Consider the following 18,593-nt stretch of genomic DNA (forward strand, 5'->3'; position numbering starts at 1 on the left):
TTCAGTCTCCTCGGATGTTATGTTTATCGCTTCGCGCAAAACGCTTCACATTGCGTGCTGTTCTCGAAGATGGGCTTGGAGAGCCAGTATTTGCCTTTTTCATCTTCCTTTTGCCGCACGCAATCTGCCTTGCCCGCTTCGTAGTCGTCTGCGCCGTGTGGGACAGGAAAGAAGTTTGCGCACTGCTTACATGTGGTCGTTTCCATGGATATGTCTCCTTCGATTTATGTCATACACCCAATCCCGGCATCGCGAATCGTCTCGTGTCCGTCCGTCGTGATACCAACCAACCCGCCAATCGTCACGCTCTTGATGCCCGCAAGCTTCAAGCCTTTTGCCAGGGGCACTACCGTCTCGGGCGGGTTTTCCTCCACCCCCAAGTATTGGTATTCCTTTTCCCTGCCCAGGGAGCAATATTTTCCTTCTCCGTAGACGTGGTAATTGAGAATGTCGACGCCATCCAGTTGTGCAGAATGGCGACCCAGATAATTGATGTAGTCGTCGAAATCCCGGGAGGAATCGTTGAATCCAGGGATCACGGGAATATGGATGCGGATATTGGCCCGGGATTGAATGAGACGCTCGATGTTGTCGAGTATTGGCTGAAGTGGCCAACCAACGACTTCTTCGTGCTTCTTGGGATTCAGGGATTTCAGGTCGACGATGAAGAGATCGACAACTTCCAGCAGCGGCTGAATAACTGCCCAGTGCTTTGGAAAACAGGACGTCTCGATAGCGACGTGGACGTTGTGCTGCTTTATTCCGCGCGCCAGTTCCAATGTGAATGCGGGATGGAAGAGAGGATCGCCGCCGCTGATGGTGACTCCGCCACCGCTGTTGCGGTAGAAGAGGGAGTCTGACAGGGCTTCGCGCAGGATTTCCTCAACGCTCATGCGTTGCCCGACCGTGGTACGCGCGTCCGTCAGGCAGGCAGCGACGCAACGCATGCAGCGCTGACAGTCCGTACGGTCGATCTCGACGGTCGTGCGGCCGTCCGGGTTGAGCACCAGGTGGGACGTTCCGGCGGGGCAGACGGCCACGCAGCGGCCGCAACCGACGCAGCGCGCCGGGTAATAGTAGAACTCCTGGCGCACGTCCTGCGTTTCGGGGTTGTGGCACCACGGGCAACGTAGCGGGCAGCCCTTCAGGAAGATGGTCGTCCTGATCCCGGGCCCGTCCTGCAGGCTGAACCTCTGTATTTCGGTGACAAGAGGAATTCTCACGACAGCCTCTACGATTTGTTGCGCTTCAAACAAATGAGGGGTGCGACTATCACGCGACGGAGGACGCAGGATCCGATGCACTTGGGGCCGGCGACCGTGGATTGAATTAAGCACCACCCGTTGAACCTAACCAATTGGTGCGAACACTTAACGAAAGGGGGGTTGCCCCTAATGCAGGCTCTGCATCGCAGGCGCACAATCGGATCAGGCTCGGACCCAGAGACCGATCTCTCTGTGGAATGCGGGATCGCCCGACGATTGCGCTGACACTGGTTCGAATAGCCTGTTATCCGGGGATGCGGGGAGGTAGTGCGCATGAGGGATGAGGTGTTCGACATTGAATTGAACGACGAGCAGGGCGTGGACGCCGCGGTCGGCTATGAGTCGATCTTTCGCAACACGCCCGTGGCGATCTGCCACCTGTTCAACCGCAGGATCCGGCGCTGTAACCGGCGATACGAGGAATTGTTCGGGTACGAACCGGGCGAACTCGACAACCAGTCGGTCGGCGTGCATTACCCGAGCGAGGACTCGTTTTCGACGATCGGTCAGAAATTCGGCCACTTCTTCGAGTCTCATCACACCTTCAAGGACGAGCGGCCGTTCGTGCGCAAGGACGGCACGCTGATCTGGTGCATCGTCACCGGCACCTTGCTCGATCCGGCCAACCCCAGGCTCGGCAGCATCTGGGTGGTGCAGGACATCTCCGAGCACAAGCGGATCGAGGACGAATTGAAGGCCGACGTCGAGAAGCTCGAATTCGTCGTGCAGCAGCGGACCGTGGAGCTCAGCCGGCACGTCGCGAGCCTCGAGGCGGAAGTCGCGACGCGCCAGAGCGCCGAGGAGGTCGCGAACGAGAACCGCGAGAAATACCAGAAGCTCTTTCACATGCTGCCGATCGGCATCTCGATCACGGATGCGCACGGCCGCATTCTCGAGGCCAATTGCCAGTTTGCCGAAATGGTCGGCTTGCGGCGGGCTTCGTCCGAGAACTGGCGCAAACTGCCGCTGCGCTTCTTCCTGCACGACGGCACCGAGATCCCGAGGCATCGCCTGCCGTGGCAGATCCGCGATTTCCAGAAGGATTCGATCGACAACATCGAAATCGGGATGCGCGACGAGAAGGGACGCAAGCTGCGCTGGCTGAGCGTGAGCGCGTCGCTGATCGAGCGCAAGGACGAGCAGTACGTCGTCGCCGCCTTCACCGACATCACCTACCGCAAGCGCATCGAAGAGCTCGAACGGCTGCGCCACGCGGAGCTCACGCGCCTGGGCCGGATCAACTCGATGGCCGAAATGGCGGCGGCGCTGGCGCACCAGATGGGGCAGCCGCTGGTGTCGGCGGTCAATTACCTGAACGGCTGCCGCTTGCGTCTCGAGCGCGTCGACGGCGTCGGGGAGATCTCCGAGTCCATGGGGCTCGCGCTGAAGTACCTCGAGCAGGCGGGCGAGATCCTGCGCCACGTGAAGGAGTTCGTGTGCAAGCACAAGCCCGACAAGGAACCCGAGAACATCAACGAGGTGATCCAGGACGCGCTCGCGTTCCTGAATTTCGAGGTCCGCCGGCATGACGTCAGCGTCGACCTGCGGCTGCTGCAGGACCCGCCGCTGGTGCCGCTATGCAAGGTCGAGATCCAGCAGGTGCTGTTCAACCTGATGAAGAACGGCATGGAGGCGATGACGGGCCTGCCGCCGGGAGCGCGCAAGCTCGTCATCGGCAGCGAGATCATCGATGGGGGCGGGGCGATGAAGGTGTTCGTCCAGGACCACGGCACGGGGCTCGAGAAGCGGTCTGTGAAGCGGGTGTTCGAGCCGTATTTTTCCACCAAGACCGACGGGATGGGGATCGGCCTGACGATCTGCCGCTCGATCGTCGAGTCGCACGGCGGACAACTTTCGTATTCGAGGATCGGCAAAGGCGGGTCGCGCTTTCAATTCACCTTGCCGATGTAGGGAAGGTCCTCGCCGCCAAGAAGACCGAAGAGTCTCGGGCGGCGAAGGCCATGTGAGCAAGCTGGGGATCCGCCCGCCGGGCGAACTCATTTGGCTGTCGATGCATACGGACAGCCACTGCCTCGATTGAGAGCGGCTCGAATCCTGGCGGGATGCGGCGCCCGCCGGCTACTCGGGCCGGGTTCCTCGTGCCGCGGGGCTGCGGCGCCCGGATTTTCCGCAAACGTGGGGAAAAGTTGGGGGGGAATCCCCACAGAGCGGCCCTGTCCGGTGCCGACGCCCTTCTTGGCCCATCGCCTTTTCTCCAACCTACCTGAAGTGGATGCGCGGTCGCGCGTGAAATCCGTCCCGGTCATGCCGTCATGGCGCGATCCTTGCGCTTTGCTCGAATGCCGTATCGGGGTTCCGGATGAACCCTTCCTGGAGGTCATAAAAAATGAACTGCCCTGACAAGCTTCATAGAGTCACCGGGGGAGCCACCGTTTCCCCAGCCGACTGCCCAGCGAAAACTCCAGGGAGCGTCCGGCGACGCCGATCGTGGCGAGCGTTGGGGTTGAGCCTGGCGCTGCTGGGCAGTTCTGCCGCACATGCGGATCTCTTCCAGTTCGGCCCCCCTGATGTCGCCAGCGGATTTCCCCAGTGGTATCAGGACAACACCGGATTGCCCCTGGACCTGTGTCTGCCCACCGGCGCTACCGTTGACCCTGCTGTCATGGGAGCCTGCCTGCTGGTGCCGCCGCCGAGCCCACCCTATGTGGCCTTCTCCAACTTCCCGAGTGAACTCTTCTATCATCGCGTCGTGGGCAATATCACAATGCCCGGAGGCAAGAAGGCGGTGCTCGTATTGGCGCTGGAAGCGTCATTCGCGCCAGCGGGCGTCCCGGCTGCAGGCCAGCAGGTGGTGTTCACCCGGATTCGGGTCACGGCGGGGGTTCCCGTTGCCGGCACCTATACGGTGACCCATCCCTATGGCAAGGAGGTGTTCACGGACATCCAGCCCGGTGTGGGCAATCGCGACATCCTGTTCACCGAAAACGTCGGCAACCTCGCACCGGGGGCCTTTGCGGATGCGTTGACGAGCCGTGTCGGCCCCTTCCTGCATGCGGCCGATTCCCTCGGCAATCCCTTGCCGCCCGTCGAGATACCGCTGGGCAGCGGCCAGTTCTTCCTCTCCGATGCCGTGGCGACCCTGCCCATCACCGGCAGCCTTTTCAAGGACGCGGCCGGCGCCGCGCAGAACTATTTCGAAATCTGCGGCCCCGCCGGCTCCGATCTGGGCGGGCCGGGCAATCCGTGCGTGCGCCAGACGCTGTTCCTGGTGCAAGGCAAGGTGCACCAAGGGGCGATCGCGAGCCCGCTCAAGGTCGGTGCGGCCACGTATGCGCGTGCCGGCACGACGGCGCATGTGGACGCTTTCGCAAGCGTCAAGGCGGCGCCGGCACAGGCAGCTCCGGTACTCTCCCTCGGCGCGATCAGCTTGCCGCCGGTGTTGATGACCGGACCCGACGTACTGGGCCAGTATTATGGCCAGGGCGTGCCGGTGCCCGCAGGCAAGATCCCCGCAACGGTGACGGTCACCAACAGCGGTGATGTTCCGCCCAGTTCGGTTACGCAGAAGGTCGTGGACCAGGTGGATATCAGCCAGGCGAGTTACGATCCGACAGGCCACACGCTCACCGTCGTTGCCAGTTCCAGCGACAAGGGCAATCCTGCCGCGGTTCCCAGCGTCGCTGCGCCGAGTCTGGCGCTGGAAGGCATGCCGGCCACCGTCGTGATCAGCGCGACGAGGCCGGCGCCCACCGCTTCGACCGACCCCGCTTCGACCCAGTTTGTCGTGACCGGTCTGCAGGTGCCGCCCGCCAGCGTGACCGTCGCCTCGGCCGTCGGCGGGAGCGCCAAGCGGGGGGTCGCCGAGCTCCAGGGGCCTGCCTTCCCGCCCGGTGCGCCCTTTGCAGTCGATGACAACGTCAGCACGACGTCGGGCGTCGCAGTGACCATGGCGCCGCTCGCCAATGATGTCGGCGTGCCGGCCGGTGCCACCGTGACGATCGTCAGCCAGGGTGCGAACGGAACGGCGGCCGTCACCCCGACGGGGCAGGTGACCTATACGCCCACGCCAGCCTTCGCCGGCGCCGACAGTTTCACCTACACGGTGACGAGCACCTTGCCGACCTCCAATGTGGCGACGGTTAACGTCACAGTCGTCGCTCCCGCGGGAGGTCTGCCGCCGATCGCCAATGCTGACGCCGTCACCATCCAGGCCAGCGCCGCGCCCACGACGATCAACGTTCTGGCCAACGATTCGGCCAACGGTGGCGTCATCAATCCGGCCTCGGTGACCATCGTGACTCCGCCGGCGGCTCCGGCGACGGCCAGCGTCAATACCGCGGACGGGTCGGTGAACTTCGGCAGCGCCAATACGGTCGGCACTTACACCTTCACCTATACCGTGGCCAACAAGAACACCCCGCCCCTGGTGTCCGCGCCCGCCACGGTGACGGTCAATGTGGTGGCGCCCGAGGTGCTCGCGGTTCTGAGCGCCAAGTGCGTCAACGGCACCAAGGCCGGTACGCGCTGGGTGGTGAAGGGCACGAGCACGATCTCCACGGGCAATGTCGTGACCATCTTCTATCTGGGCAACCAGGTGCTGGGCACGGTGCCCGTGATAGCCGGTGCCTGGGCGCTCGACCTCAAGGGCGGCCCGGCCTGCAGTTCGCCGGTGAGCGTCCAGTCGAGCTTCGGCAACATGGTGGCGAACGTGCCGGTGGCCATTCAGTAACGCATTGCGCACCTAGCTCCGAGGGCTGGCGGCTTCGGCCGCCAGCCCTTTGTGTTCCTCGATGTCCGCGTTGGCCATGCGCCGTGATGGAAAGGTAAGGGCACCTCATTGTCCGCGTGCGGTTTGTTCGCCCGGTGATCGATGCTGCCGAAATGCTTTCCACAGCGCCAGGTCATACGCGATTTTCAGGACCCCGCAGGCCACCAGGGGGGCGGCAAGCCAGCCTGCGGCAAAGAGGGCGCCGCCAATCGTCGGGCTTATCGCCGAGGCAAGGCTCCGAGGCACGGCGGTATAGCTTGCCGCCGCGGCCCGCTCGCCGGGCGTCACGACCTCCATCACGAACGCGCTGCGAACCGGCACGTCCATTTGCGACAGCAGTGCGCGAACGAAGAGCAGGGCCATTGCCAGATGGACGTCCGGAACGAACGCTGCTGCCATCAGACAGAGGCTGGCCGGGATGTGGGTGAAGACCATCGTATTCACCAGGCCGATGCGTTGAGCGAGCCTGGGGGCGATGAGCTGCGACAGTGCGGACAACAGCCCCGCCCAGAAGAAGAACCGGCCCGCTGCGGCGAGGGAGAGGTCGAAGCGCTGCAGGAACCACAGCGTCATCAGCGCGTTGATGGCGAGGCCGCCGGCGAACGCGTCTACGGAGAACAGCGCAGCCAGGCGGATCACGATGCGGCGCGATTCGCGCAGAGGCGTCGCCGCGGCAGCTTCGGTTTCGTGCGCCGGGACAGGCAGCCGCCGATAGAGCAGCCAGACCACCGCGCCCACCACGCCGTACGCGGCAAACATGAGCCGGAAGGCCTCCAGCCGCCCGAGTCCCAGCGCGCCGTTCAGCCATTCCGGGGCGCCCGAGGACAGGGCCCCGAGCGCGGCAAACAATGCTCCCAGCAATGAGTAGCGGGCGAACACCGCGGTCCGCGCGGGGCCTTGGGCAGATTCGGCCAGACGTGCATGCTCCAGCGGCAGGAACACGCTGACATCCCCGGAGCTCGGATTCAGGGTGCCGACGAACGCCACCAGCAGCAGGGGCCAGAACGCCGAGAAGGTGGCGAAGGACAGACCGGTGCCCAGCATGAGCAGCGCGGCGCCCAGCAGGAGATGTCGGTGATCGAAGCGATGGCCCCATGAACCCACTGCCAGCGTCGCAAACGCCGACCCCAGCAGCGTGGCGGTACTGAGGATGCCCACGTCCAGCGTCCCGAAACCCAGGGCCAGCAGGTAGGCGGGCAGCAGGAGCGCCATGTAGCCGTCCGCGAATGCGCGCAGGGCCTTGCCCGTCAGGAGCGGCAACACGGTGCCATCGACGCCCGCGGGCAACAGCCACCGACGGAGCACTAAGACCTCAGGAAGCGGGCGAGCTTCTTCAGAGGAGTGTCCGCACACCACGCGTACAGCGCATCGTACATCACCATCCCTTGCACCAACATTGCATGGTCATCGGCGAAATTGAGCGAAAGCCCCCTGGAGATGGCCAGCAGCCCCGCCGCTTCCTTCGCCAGCTCGGGGCGTCCGCAATCGGCGCCCCGCACGATGAGGGCGAGCTTGTCGAGCGCCGAATCCCTGAGCTCATATTTCGCGATGAAGGCGTCGAAGCTGCACCGGTCGCCTTGGTGCCCCAACTCCACGCCCGGCACGTCATACGGAATGGCCCCGGTCTCCCCGGCAATCCTCATCACGTCTCCGGCCGGCACATAGAGGAATTCCGGGTTCGCGTCGACAAACCGGGCAACCAGCCACGGGCAGGCAATGCGGTCAATCCTGGGTCTTTCGCGGGTTATCCACTTCATGGTTTCACCTCAATCGAGCCATTGGCATTCAAGGGCGTCAGGGTGCCGGCAAGCATCTCCCGGCTATTCGCGAACAGGCGCACATGGTGCTCTTGCTTGCGGACCTGATAACACTCCTCCTGGCCGGCAGCGTAGGTCCAGCGCCAGCAGAGCTGGCTGGCCGTGACGCGCCAGCGTCCCCGCGTGGGCTCCCCCATGTCGACGCCCCGCAGCTCGCCGGAGGGCAGGAACTGGTAGGCGTAATGCACGCCATCGCCAAAGTCCTGCCCGGTAAAGGCGTCGGCGAGCGCCCTGCCGCGGACCACGGGCCAGGCGTGGTCGGTCGCCTGAGCAGGACACCCGGCAAGGAGGGCGGCGACGGACACGAGCCCTGACATGGCGCGCCGCTTCATCATGGGAATCACAGCAAGGTCTTCACAAGCAAGCCGATGACCGCGCACGCGAGGATGACGTGGATGACGTTCTGCTTGAAGCGGAACAATGCGATGGCCGCACCCAGGGCAATGAGTGCCGACATCCACTCGAAGCCGCCGGCGAAGCCTTGCGGCCAGAGCACGTGGTAGCCGAAGAAGAGGGCGAGATTCAGGATGACGCCGACGACTGCCGCGGTGATGGCCGTGAGCGGTGCCGTGAACTTGAGGTCGTTGTGGGTCGTCTCGATGAGGGGCCCGCCAAGAAAAATGAAGACGAAGGATGGCAGGAAGGTGAACCAGCTCACCAGCGTCGCCGCCACGGCACCGGCGAGGAACAGGCTGTCCGGTCCGAACACGGCCTTGAGGTAACCTCCGACGAAGCCGACAAAGGTCACGACCATGATGAGCGGTCCGGGGGTGGTCTCGCCCAGGGCCAGGCCATCGATCATCTGGGGGGCGCTGAGCCAGCCGTAGTCGCCCACCGCACCCTGGAAGACGTAAGGCAGCACCGCGTACGCACCCCCGAAGGTCATCAAGGCGGCCTTGGTGAAGAACCATCCCATCTGCGTCAGCGTGTGCTCCCAGCCGTAGATCGCCGTCAGCAGCCCCATGGGCACGAGCCACAGCAGGCCCCCGGCGACGGCCACGTGCGTTAGCCTGAGCCAGCCGAAGCGGGCATGCTCGGGGGTGGGGGTGTCGTCATCAATCAGCGCCCGGCCGTAGGTCTTGTCGGCTTTGCCGTGACTACCACCGGTCTTGAATTTGTCCGGTGCCACACGCCCCCCGATATACCCGATGGCGGCGGCGGCGGCCACGATGGCCGGGAAGGGAACGTTCAACGCGAAGATGGCGACGAAGGCCGCTGCGGCGATGGCCCACAATGCGTTGTTCTTCAGGGCGCGGGAGCCGATGCGGTGGGCGGCCTGCACGACGATGGCCGTCACCGCCGGCTTGATGCCGTAGAAGAGCCCCGCAACGAGCGGGACCTCGCCGAACGCGACATAGATCCACGACAGGGCAATCAGGATGAACAGGGAGGGCAGCACGAAAAGCCCCCCGGCCACGATGCCGCCCCAGGTGCGGTGCATCAGCCAGCCGATGTAGGTCGCCAACTGCTGGGCCTCCGGACCGGGAAGGACCATGCAGTAGTTGAGTGCGTGCAGGAAGCGCCGCTCGGAAATCCAGCGCCGGCGCTCCACCAGTTCCTGATGCATGATGGAAATCTGTCCGGCGGGGCCACCGAAGCTGATGAAGCCGAGCTTCAGCCAGAACCGGAAGGCTTGCCAGAAGCCGACCTCGGCGGGTTTGGTGTCGAGCACGTCGGATTCCGCGCTTGTCAGGGGGTGGTTCATGGTTTCGGGCTCTTCTCGAAGGAGGCCAGCAGTCCATCGAACAGGCTGCTCGCCAGTGTGAGGAGTTGTTCGTCGTCGGGAACGGTGTCGTGCAGACCGGCCAGCGCGCTCTCGATGCCGGCCGCCTCGGGCGGCTGCACGCCGCCCACGTCCAGAAAGTGCACCAGCGCGCCGAGGCGCAGGAGTGGCGGGGTCTCCAGCCCGAAACTGGCGAGCAGCACCTCGAACGTCACGCGCGCGCCAACGTGAGTGAAGGTGGCGCCGTCGAAATCGAAGCCGAGGGCGTCGGCAGGGCAATCGGACGGCGTCGCCAGCCAGAGCACGGCGGCTTTCGGGTCGATGAAGCGTCGAATCAGCCACGCACTGGCGAGCCGGTCCACCCACGGCCGGCGCCGGGTCGCCCAGACCCGCCCGCGGTATTCGAGAAGGTCGAGCCGCGCGATGGCATTGTCGATGGGGTGCGGCTCGTCGGGTGACAACGCCCAGGCGGCGCGCTGCTCCAGGTCGCGCATGGCTTCATCGGCCTGCTGCCGGGCCTCGCCGGGGAAGAAGTCGGTGGCACTGAGGCTCGTGAAGGTCTTGCGCAGCTTGCGTGCCTGTTTGAGCACGTCGGTCGCCGTCTCCGGGGTCAATCCGTCGCGTGCGCTCGCGATGTCTGCGAGGAGCGCGGCGTAGTCCGCGCTGCGGTCGAACAGCGTCGCGAAATCCGCTTCCGGCGGCTCCTCGACGCGAAGCACCAAGGCTGTGCCTTCGGCCGACCGGATGTCGACCGCAACCGAGTCGAAGGTCGCGCGGCACGCTTCGCGTTCCGGCATCAGATACACGCCGTCTCGCAGCACGGCTGCGCCCGATGCCCTGAGGTTGCGCCAGGCACGCATGCGCGCGGTGGCGTTCTCGGTCGGCAGGCTGGTGATGAGGGTGATCCATGTTTTCATGTTCATAATCTACAATATCGTAGATAACTCTACAAATTTTTGCGATGATGGACTTCGTTCCGAGGACGAAGCCCCGACGCTCGTCGCTGCGCGAGCGTCGCAAGGGCTCTTCTGCCGGCTGACGGCGCTCCGGTTCCGCGAGGTGTTCGACCGCTTCTACCACATCGACGCCTCCCGCAATCGTGCCGAAGGCGGCTTCGGTCTGGGCCTTGCGATCGCGCGCTGGGCGGTGGAGGCGAACGGCGGAAGAACGCTTGAGTCAGCGCCGTGGCGGGCATCGGATGAAAGTGACTTTGGGTTTTTCGAGGGAGGTATTAATTATGACAAATGTTTTTCCCGGGGTATGGTTCGGCAATCGCTTTTTCGGATCGATATTCCTTATCCGCAATCTATTGCGCGCCTGCCTTGCAGCATTCCTCGTTCTCTGCGGCCTGGCCGCCGCCCACGCCGCCCCCGAGGCGCAACCGGCCGCCAAGATGCAGTTCCCCGAAGGCACGGCCACTCCCTCGGAGGTTTGCGGGGCCTGTCACAAGGAACTCTATCGCGAGTATTCCGAAGGCAGCGGCAGCGATCTCAATTGGAAGCCGATGAAATTCGATTCGTCTTCGAAGAAGCTGCTTAGCCTTCCCGCAGGCATTCACCAATCCGCGACAGCCCACGCTGTCGCCGGATCGGAACCCTGGCCGATCGAGGCCAAACACGTCGAGGAAGATGGCAAGGAATGCAATGTCTGCCATTTCCCTTTGGCATTCGACTACCCGGACATGACCAGCCCGGCCATTTTCGAAAAGGTCAAACCCAGGACCGAAAACCGACTGGCGGGCATCACCTGTGCTTCGTGCCACCTGACCCCGGAAGGGAAAATCCGGGGGCCCTATGTGGTCGATGCGCCCCACGAGACCGTCGCCGACGAGCGCACCCAGACGGCGGCGGCCTGCGCCCGCTGTCATGGCGAGGGAAAACGGGTAGTTGGAAAACAGACTCAGACCTCGCTTGAATGGCTCGAAGATTTCAACAAGCCGGGACTCGGCCGTCAGCAGTGCCAGGAGTGCCACATGCCCAAGACGGTGCGGAAGCTGGCGGAGGATTTCGACGTGCCGGAAAGGCCGGTAGCGCGGCACCTGTGGACCGGCGGTCATTCTTTCCAGCGGGTCGCGAGCGCCCTCAATCTCTCTGTGACTCAGCCGCAGGAGGGTAATTCCCAGGTTTCCCTGCGCGTCACGAACGTCGGTGCCGGCCATTCCGTACCCACCGGTTCGAATCGCCGAGCGGTCTACCTTACGGCCGAGGTATTGAATGGCAAGGGGAAAGTGGTGGCCACGAAGGAATGGTTGTTTGCCCCCTGGATGCAAGGCCGCCCCGATGACCGAAAGTTTCTCGAAGAGGACAGGAAGGGGCACGATCCGATCGCGACCTCCCAGGCCGATGCCCAGGGGCCTCACGAAACCATCATCCGTGCCGGAGAAACCCGCCTCCTCGATTGGACACCGGAGCTGGCGGCCGGTCGGTACACGGTGCGCGCAACGCTCACTTACGATCTGAACCGCTATAACGATCGGGCTTTCAAGGACGATCAATATGAGATGGCCCGAGTTGCCATTCCCTTGAAGATCACCGCGGCGGCGGCCCAGGTTCAGGTAAGCAACGAGAAAGCACTGGCACAGGCGGTTGCCAAGTAGTTTGTTATGACGATGGCAAGCGCCCGGGCAGGATCGAGCGCTTGTCGCTTGCAAAGTGGAGAGTTGGAAATGAAAAGAAGTCCCGGACTGCGGGCCATCGTTGCAGGCGTGCTGTGCCTGGCAGCCTCGTCAGCCCTGGCCTATCGGCCCTTTGATGGCACTGATGCCGCCGTGGCCGATGAGGGTGAGTTCGAACTCGAATTCAGCCCTGCCAGCTATTTGCGCGAAGGTTCCGAACGGTCCTTGTTTGCGCCGGCCGTAGTCGCGAATTTCGGGATTTCGGAAGACCGGGAGATCGTGCTGGAAGGAAAGCTGAGGTCACGCCGGGATACTCCGGCCGAAGGTCACCGAACCAGTCTGGAAGATACCGCCCTGTCCTTGAAACAGGTCCATCGCCGCGGCAGCCTGCAGGATGGGACCGGGCCCAGCATCGCCAGCGAATGCAGCGTCCTGCTGCCGACCATTCATGGGCAATCCGGCACCGGCGCCAGTTGTGCGGGAATCGTGTCGCAGCGCTGGCCCATGGCGACGGTGCATGTCAACGCTGCGCTCTTGCTGGATCGCAAACACGATTGGAGCCGCTTCCTGGGGGCCATTGTCGAGGGGCCTGGCGAGTGGTCGGTGCGGCCGGTGATGGAAATATTCGCGGAAAGAGGCGTGAATGGGGCGAGGACCGACTCTGCGCTGGTCGGTTTGATCTGGCGTGCACAGGAAAATCTGTCTTTTGATCTGGGAGTGCGTCGAGCCCGATCCGACGGCGAAAACATCTCCGAGGTGAGGGCCGGATTGACCTGGGCCTTTGCGATGGGCAAGTAGCCCTTTCGAAATTGCGGGAGGAAGCGTGAGATCCCTGTTGATGGCAGCCGCGATGATGGTGGCAGTGACGAGCGCGCTCGCCGGAATCGCGTCCTGACTGTTCGGATTTCCGAATGGGCGGGATGGGTGTCCGTTCGGATTTTCGTCGCGCAGATGCGCGAAAGAAATTTTTCATTTTATAAAACATAGGCTTGTATTCCTTCCTGGCTGGCACGTCACGTGCAATGGGAAAGCAACACTTCCCGCCTCCCGGCGAGGCTCATACCAAAGGAGACTGCCTGTGAAAATGAACCGCTTGACGACCTGGATCGTCATCGCGATGGTGCTGGGCGTGATCGTCGGCTATGTCTGCAACATGACGGCAGGCAGCCCGGAGGCGGCGAAGGAGATCGCCGGCTATTTCAGCATGCTGACCGACATCTTCCTGCGCCTGATCAAGATGATCATCGCGCCGCTGGTGTTCGCGACCCTGGTTGCCGGCCTGGCCAACATGGGTGACACGAGGGCGGTCGGGCGCATCGGCGGCCGCGCGCTGATGTGGTTCGTCGGTGCTTCGCTGGTGTCGCTGACGGTCGGTCTGATCGCCGCGAACCTGCTGCACCCGGGCGTGGGGATGAGCATCGCGCTGCCGGAGGCGGGCACCGCCACCAACCTGAAGACCGGTGCGCTCAACCTCAAGGACTTCATCATCCAGGTGTTCCCGAAGAGCATCGTCGAGTCGATGGCGAGCAACTCGATCCTGCAGATCCTCGTCTTCGCGGTGTTCTTCGGTCTTGCGCTCGGCCACCTGCACAACGAGTCGGCGCGCTCGCTGGTCGGCACCATGGACGACGTCGTCCACGTGATGCTCAAGGTCACCGACTACGTGATGCGCATGGCGCCGTTCGGCGTGTTCGGGGCGGTGGCAGGCGTCATCACGACGCAGGGTGCGGGCATGCTGCTGGTGTTCGGCAAGTTCATGCTGGCGTTCTACCTGACGCTGGGAACGCTGTGGGCGGTGCTGATCCTCGCCGGCTACCTCGTCCTCGGCCGCAAAGTGTTCGGCCTGGTCAGGCTGGTGCGCAGCCCGATGCTGATCGCCTTCTCGACGGCGACCAGCGAAGCGGCCTATCCGAAGGTGATGGAGCAGCTCGAGAAGTTCGGCGTCAGCAACCGCATCACCGGCTTCGTGCTGCCGCTGGGTTATTCTTTCAACCTCGATGGCTCGATGATCTACACGACGTTCGCGGCGCTGTTCATCGCCCAGGCATATGGCATCGAGATGACGCTGACGAGCCAGATCACGATGCTGCTGGTGCTGATGGTGTCGAGCAAGGGCATTGCCGGCGTGCCGCGTGCCTCGCTGGTGGTGGTCGCCGCGGTGCTACCGATGTTCGGGCTGCCCGAGGCGGGCGTGCTGCTGGTGCTCGGCGTCGACCACTTCCTCGACATGGGGCGCAGCGCGACCAACGTGCTGGGCAATGCCATTGCCACGGCGGTGGTGGCAAAGTGGGAAGGGGCCGTCGAAGCGGTCGATCCCGAACTGGCCGACGCCGACGAGGCGTTGCCGGCGCCGGGCGGGCAGTTGCCGCAGGCTGCCTGAGGCGGGTCGGCTCCCGCTCGGGGGCCGATCGCGCCGGAGCGCAGAATCCATCCTCAGGCCCGGTGCCTTGCACCGGGCCTTTTTCGCTGAACGACATGATCGACTGGTACATCCTCGCTCCCGCAGCCTTCTTCGCCGGCATGGTCGACGCCGTGGTGGGTGGCGGCGGCCTGATCCAGATTCCGGTGCTGCTGTCGCAGTTTCCGCAGACCGCGATCCCGACCCTGTTCGGCACCAACAAGGTGTCGAGCATCGCCGGCACCGGCGCGGCGCTGTGGCGTTATCGCCGCAGCGTGTCCATCCCCTGGATGGTCGTGCTGCCGGCCACTGCAGCCGCGCTGGTTGGCGCAGGGGGCGGGGCGGCGCTGGTTGCGCTGCTGCCGCGCGAGACGATGCGCCCGCTGGTGGTGGTGCTGATGATCGCGGTGGCGCTCTATACGTTTGCGCGCAAGGATCTCGGCCACCGCGTGACCCGCGTGGTGACGCGCGCGGACCGCTGGAAGGGGGCCCTGTTCGGCGGCATCATCGGCGTCTACGACGGCTTCTTCGGCCCGGGCACCGGCAGTTTCCTGATCTTCGGCTTCATCCGCCTGTTCGGCATGGATTTCGTGCAGGGATCGGCCAGTGCGAAGGTGGTCAATTTCGCCACCAATCTCTCGGCGATCGTCTTCTTTGCCAGCCACGGGCCCATCCTGTGGCAGATCGGGCTGGCGATGGCGGTGTGCAACCTGGCCGGCGCCTATGTGGGCACGCATTTCGCGCTCAAGCACGGGGCCGGCTTCATCCGCAAGGCCTTCCTCGGCGTCGTTGTCGTCTTGATCATCAAGCAGCTGGTGGATCTTGCCGCGTGAGGACTTGCCACGTGGGGACGCTGCTACCATGGCCATCCCACCCGGCGGTTTCCCCATGATCCGTTCCCGTTCCCTGCTGCTGCTGTTCTGTCTGGCCCTGGTCGGGCTGAGCGGCTTTGTCGCCTACCGCGTCGCGCAGCGGCTGGGCGTCGCCGAACTGCAGGCGACCGGTCTGCACCGGCTCGACCTGTACGGTGCCAGCCTGGAGCGCGAGATCAGCAAGTACGCTTTCCTGCCCGGCACGCTGAACCTCCAGCAGTCGGTGCTCGAGCTTTTGGTGCAGCCCCAGGACGGGGCGGCCGTCGACCGCGTCAACGCCTATCTCGAGCGGCTCAACGAGCGCGCCGGTACGCTGTCGATCTTCGTGATGGACAGGCGCGGGCAGGTGCTGGCCGCGAGCAACTGGCGGCGCCCGGACAGCTTCGTCGGCGAGGACTTGTCCTTCCGCCCCTATTTCCGCGACGCAATGGCCGCCAACAGCGGGCGTTTCTTCGGCATCGGCACGACGCGCGGCGAGCCCGGCTACTATCTTTCCGCGATGCTGACGGGCGATCACGACGCCCTCGGGGTGGCGGTGGTGAAGGTCAGCCTGGAACAGCTGGAGAAGTCGTGGTCGACGGTGGAGGCGCCGGTGCTGGTCGCCGACGAGAACGGCGTGGTGATCCTGTCGGCGGTCGCTGGCTGGAAGTTCACCACGCTGCGCCCGCTCGACGACAAGACGCGCGCGGCGTTCGACCATACCCAGCAATACAACCGCCGTGCCCTGCAGCCACTGGGCGTGCGCGACATCGAGGACTACGGGCCGGGGACCCGGCTGGTGCGGATCGCCGCCGAGGGGCCGGCGACGGTGTCCGTCTATCCGGTGAGCGGCCGCTTCCTCGCCCAGTCGCGCGAACTGCCGGGCACGCCGTGGACCTTGACGGTGATGTCCCAGCTCGAACAGGTCGACAGCCTCGCGCAGAGCCGCGCTGCGCTGGCAGCGATCGCGACCGCCTGCCTGTGCATGCTCGGTGTCATCGTCGCCGAGCGCCGCCGTCACCTGCGTCACCGGCTGGCGGCGCGCGAGGCGCTGCAGAAGGCGCACGACGAGCTGGAGCGCAAGGTCGAGGAGCGTACCGTCGACCTGTCTGCCGCCAACCAGCAGCTGCAGGAGGAGGTCGCCGAGCGCATCCGCGCCGAGCGCACGCTGCGTGCCGCGCAGGACGAACTGGTGCAGGCCGGCAAGCTGGCGGTGATCGGGCAGCTGTCCACCGGCATCGCCCACGAGCTGAACCAGCCGCTCGCTGCCTTGCGCACGCTATCGACCAATGCCGGGCGCTTTCTCGAGCGAGGCGATGCCGCCACCGCGCGCGCCAACCTGGACCGCATCGCCGACCTCGCCGACCGCATGGGCCGCATCACCGGCCAGTTGCGCAATTTCGCCCGCAAGTCGAGCGGACAGTCCGAGCCGGTGCGCCTGTGTCACGCGATCGACAACGCCCTGGGGCTGCTCGAGGCCCGGCTGCGGCGCAGTGCGGTGGAGGTGGCGTGGCACTGCCCGACGGATGACGAACCCGTGGCGCTGTGCGACGCCAACCGGCTGGAGCAGGTGCTGGTCAACCTGATCGGCAATGCGCTGGATGCGATGGCCGGCCAGGACCGGCCGCGGCTCGAGCTGCGTTGCGAGCGCGCCGACGGCGTGGTGCGGCTGCAGGTGCGCGACCACGGTCCGGGTCTCAGCGACGAGGTGCAGCCACACCTTTTCGAGCCTTTCTTCACCACCAAGCCGGCGGGGGAGGGCCTGGGACTCGGCCTCGCCATTTCCGCCGGCATCGTCCGTGACTTCGGTGGCAGCCTGCAGGGCGCCAATCAGCCGGACGGCGGCGCCGTCTTCACGCTGGAGCTTCCGCTCGCGTCCGCGTCCTGACTGGCGGCGGGTTTGCCACCCTGCCACCCTCATCAGAACACCGGCATGCCGAGGTTCCGCATGGCGTGCTCGAGCACCGTGGAGGCCTTTTCCATCGTGCCGACCGCCTCGGTGTAGCTGCCTCCCCGAGCCTGGACCTCGGCCTCATTGCGCAGGCGTTCGCTCTCGGCGACCTTGCTGTCGACCAGCGCGCGCCGGTCCCCGTCGCCGCGCCCTTCGGCGAGGGCCATCTTCACGAGCATCTGGTGATCCTGCAGCCGTTGCTGCTCGTGCGCGAACTCGTCCGCGGGGCTGTCGAATTTCAGCGCGACGACGACCGTCTTGCCGTTGCGCATCTTGCCCAGTTCGCTGGTCGCGAGCTGGTTGGCCGCCGTCAGCAGCCGGTGCGCGTCGCCGAAGCGGCCGGCCGCGTTGTGCCGGGCGGCCTCGCCGGTCATCTGGTCGATGCGCTGGCGCAGCGACTGTGCGGCGCTGCCGAGTTGCGGATCCTTTTCGAGCTGCTGCACGTACTGGCGGTAGGCCTCGAGCTCCGCGAGCAGGTCCTGCAAGTGGGCGCGGTGGCTGTTTTCGCTGAGCACCTTGCGCTGCGCGCCGGTGGACGCGAGCCGGATGGCCTGGTCGAGCGTGCCGCCGGCCTGCTCGATCTGTCCCGTCGCGAACGTCCTGCGGGCCTCGGCGACCAGTCCGGCGACCTGCGCGCGGCGGTCGGCGGCCTCGGGGGCTTCGGCCGCGCCGGCCGGCGCGTTGGCGAGCTGTTCGAGCAAGCGCAGCTTTTGTTCGACCACCGCACGCTGCGGGCCGCTGGCGGCCGCTTCGCCGGCACTGCCACTGCCGGTGGGTTCGGCCGAGAAGGCAGGCAGTGAGAGGCCGGCGAGCGGCAGCGCAATCGCAAACAGCGCCGGGGCGATGTTGCGGACGAACGGGATCGGGGTGGTCAGGGTTGTCAGGCTTTTCATGATTGCTCTCCTTGTGCCCGCGTCAGCGCGGGCGATGAAAGAGTCGGGGAATGTCACAGACCGAAGTCCTTGCGCGTGATGGCGAGGATGCCCGCCAAACTGTCGCTGAACTCATGGGCGGGCGCGGGAAGGCGCGGTGAAGGGTTTGTCGTCGCGTCGCGGCTTCGGCGGGCTGGTTGGTGCCCGGAATCGGCCTTCTCGCGGCGCGGCGTTGCGGGGGTGTTCGCCGGACGCAGCAGCCACGGCAGTCGAACGCTCGGTTGGTGTCTGCCCAAGAGTTGCTGGTCTTCACGCAGGTTCATTGGGGGCTCCTTCCTGTTTATGTATGTAGGTACGGTGCGGGCCGCTTTTC

16 protein-coding genes are annotated in these 18,593 nt (G+C 64.9%); 7 read left to right on the plus strand and 9 right to left on the minus strand.

What is annotated here, in order from left to right:
- Positions 1-23: 23 nt before the first annotated feature.
- Positions 24-206, minus strand: coding sequence for a benzylsuccinate synthase gamma subunit family protein (locus CDA09_RS07545; RefSeq protein ID WP_121428052.1), 183 nt, complete (start codon positions 204-206; stop codon positions 24-26).
- A gap of 18 nt (positions 207-224) precedes the next feature.
- A complete protein-coding gene (gene bssD, locus CDA09_RS07550; RefSeq protein WP_121430777.1) occupies positions 225-1,223 on the minus strand; it encodes a [benzylsuccinate synthase]-activating enzyme in 999 nt (332 codons plus the stop codon).
- Between the two features lie 315 nt (positions 1,224-1,538).
- Between bssD and CDA09_RS07555 the strand changes: the two genes are divergently transcribed.
- Both CDA09_RS07555 and CDA09_RS07560 read left to right on the plus strand, forming a co-directional pair.
- Positions 1,539-3,176, plus strand: coding sequence for a PAS domain-containing sensor histidine kinase (locus CDA09_RS07555; protein WP_121428053.1), 1,638 nt, complete (start codon positions 1,539-1,541; stop codon positions 3,174-3,176).
- A gap of 553 nt (positions 3,177-3,729) precedes the next feature.
- Positions 3,730-5,955 (plus strand): Ig-like domain-containing protein, encoded by a 2,226-nt coding sequence (locus tag CDA09_RS07560; RefSeq protein WP_128106538.1) that lies wholly within the window; start codon positions 3,730-3,732, stop codon positions 5,953-5,955.
- 105 nt (positions 5,956-6,060) lie between these two features.
- Here the strand turns inward: CDA09_RS07560 and CDA09_RS07565 are convergent, their stop codons facing one another.
- From CDA09_RS07565 to CDA09_RS07585, 5 genes are read right to left on the minus strand one after another with little or no spacing between them, the layout of a single operon-like run.
- Positions 6,061-7,257: an MFS transporter gene (locus tag CDA09_RS07565; RefSeq protein WP_286164408.1), complete on the minus strand. Its 1,197-nt coding sequence runs from the start codon at positions 7,255-7,257 to the stop codon at positions 6,061-6,063.
- Between the two features lie 41 nt (positions 7,258-7,298).
- Positions 7,299-7,751 carry a chromate resistance protein ChrB domain-containing protein gene (locus CDA09_RS07570; RefSeq protein ID WP_121428056.1) on the minus strand — a complete coding sequence of 151 codons (453 nt, stop codon included), beginning with the start codon at positions 7,749-7,751 and terminating at the stop codon, positions 7,299-7,301.
- The gene (locus tag CDA09_RS07575; protein WP_128106539.1) at positions 7,748-8,146 is read right to left on the minus strand and encodes a hypothetical protein; all 399 of its coding nucleotides are present in this window, start codon (positions 8,144-8,146) and stop codon (positions 7,748-7,750) included. The genes CDA09_RS07570 and CDA09_RS07575 overlap by 4 nt, the downstream gene beginning before the upstream one ends.
- A 5-nt stretch (positions 8,147-8,151) precedes the next feature.
- On the minus strand, positions 8,152-9,516 hold the full coding sequence (gene chrA / locus CDA09_RS07580; protein WP_121428058.1) for a chromate efflux transporter: 1,365 nt from the start codon (positions 9,514-9,516) through the stop codon (positions 8,152-8,154).
- Entirely contained in the window at positions 9,513-10,457 is a 945-nt protein-coding gene (locus CDA09_RS07585) for a chromate resistance protein ChrB domain-containing protein (RefSeq protein ID WP_286164409.1), read from the minus strand. Before CDA09_RS07585 ends, chrA begins: the two co-directional genes overlap by 4 nt.
- 275 nt (positions 10,458-10,732) lie before the next feature.
- Between CDA09_RS07585 and CDA09_RS07590 the strand changes: the two genes are divergently transcribed.
- The 5 genes from CDA09_RS07590 to CDA09_RS07610 all read left to right on the plus strand — a co-directional run bounded on the left by CDA09_RS07590 (position 10,733) and on the right by CDA09_RS07610 (position 17,285).
- Positions 10,733-12,130 carry a cytochrome c3 family protein gene (locus CDA09_RS07590; protein WP_121428059.1) on the plus strand — a complete coding sequence of 466 codons (1,398 nt, stop codon included), beginning with the start codon at positions 10,733-10,735 and terminating at the stop codon, positions 12,128-12,130.
- Positions 12,131-12,199: 69 nt separating this feature from the next.
- Positions 12,200-12,946 (plus strand): hypothetical protein, encoded by a 747-nt coding sequence (locus CDA09_RS07595; protein ID WP_121428060.1) that lies wholly within the window; start codon positions 12,200-12,202, stop codon positions 12,944-12,946.
- 286 nt (positions 12,947-13,232) lie between these two features.
- On the plus strand, positions 13,233-14,528 hold the full coding sequence (locus tag CDA09_RS07600) for a dicarboxylate/amino acid:cation symporter (protein ID WP_286164410.1): 1,296 nt from the start codon (positions 13,233-13,235) through the stop codon (positions 14,526-14,528).
- A gap of 95 nt (positions 14,529-14,623) precedes the next feature.
- Complete coding sequence (locus CDA09_RS07605; protein WP_121430779.1) at positions 14,624-15,379, plus strand: sulfite exporter TauE/SafE family protein; 756 nt, start codon at positions 14,624-14,626, stop codon at positions 15,377-15,379.
- 55 nt (positions 15,380-15,434) lie between these two features.
- Entirely contained in the window at positions 15,435-17,285 is a 1,851-nt protein-coding gene (locus CDA09_RS07610) for a sensor histidine kinase (RefSeq protein WP_121428062.1), read from the plus strand.
- A 32-nt stretch (positions 17,286-17,317) separates the two neighbouring features.
- Here the strand turns inward: CDA09_RS07610 and CDA09_RS07615 are convergent, their stop codons facing one another.
- Positions 17,318-18,241, minus strand: coding sequence for a hypothetical protein (locus CDA09_RS07615; RefSeq protein WP_121428063.1), 924 nt, complete (start codon positions 18,239-18,241; stop codon positions 17,318-17,320).
- Between the two features lie 53 nt (positions 18,242-18,294).
- A complete protein-coding gene (locus CDA09_RS07620) occupies positions 18,295-18,543 on the minus strand; it encodes a hypothetical protein (RefSeq protein ID WP_121428064.1) in 249 nt (82 codons plus the stop codon).
- Between the last annotated feature and the right edge of the window lie 50 nt (positions 18,544-18,593).

The sequence above is a fragment of the Azoarcus sp. DN11 genome, assembly GCF_003628555.1.
Classification (GTDB): domain Bacteria; phylum Pseudomonadota; class Gammaproteobacteria; order Burkholderiales; family Rhodocyclaceae; genus Aromatoleum.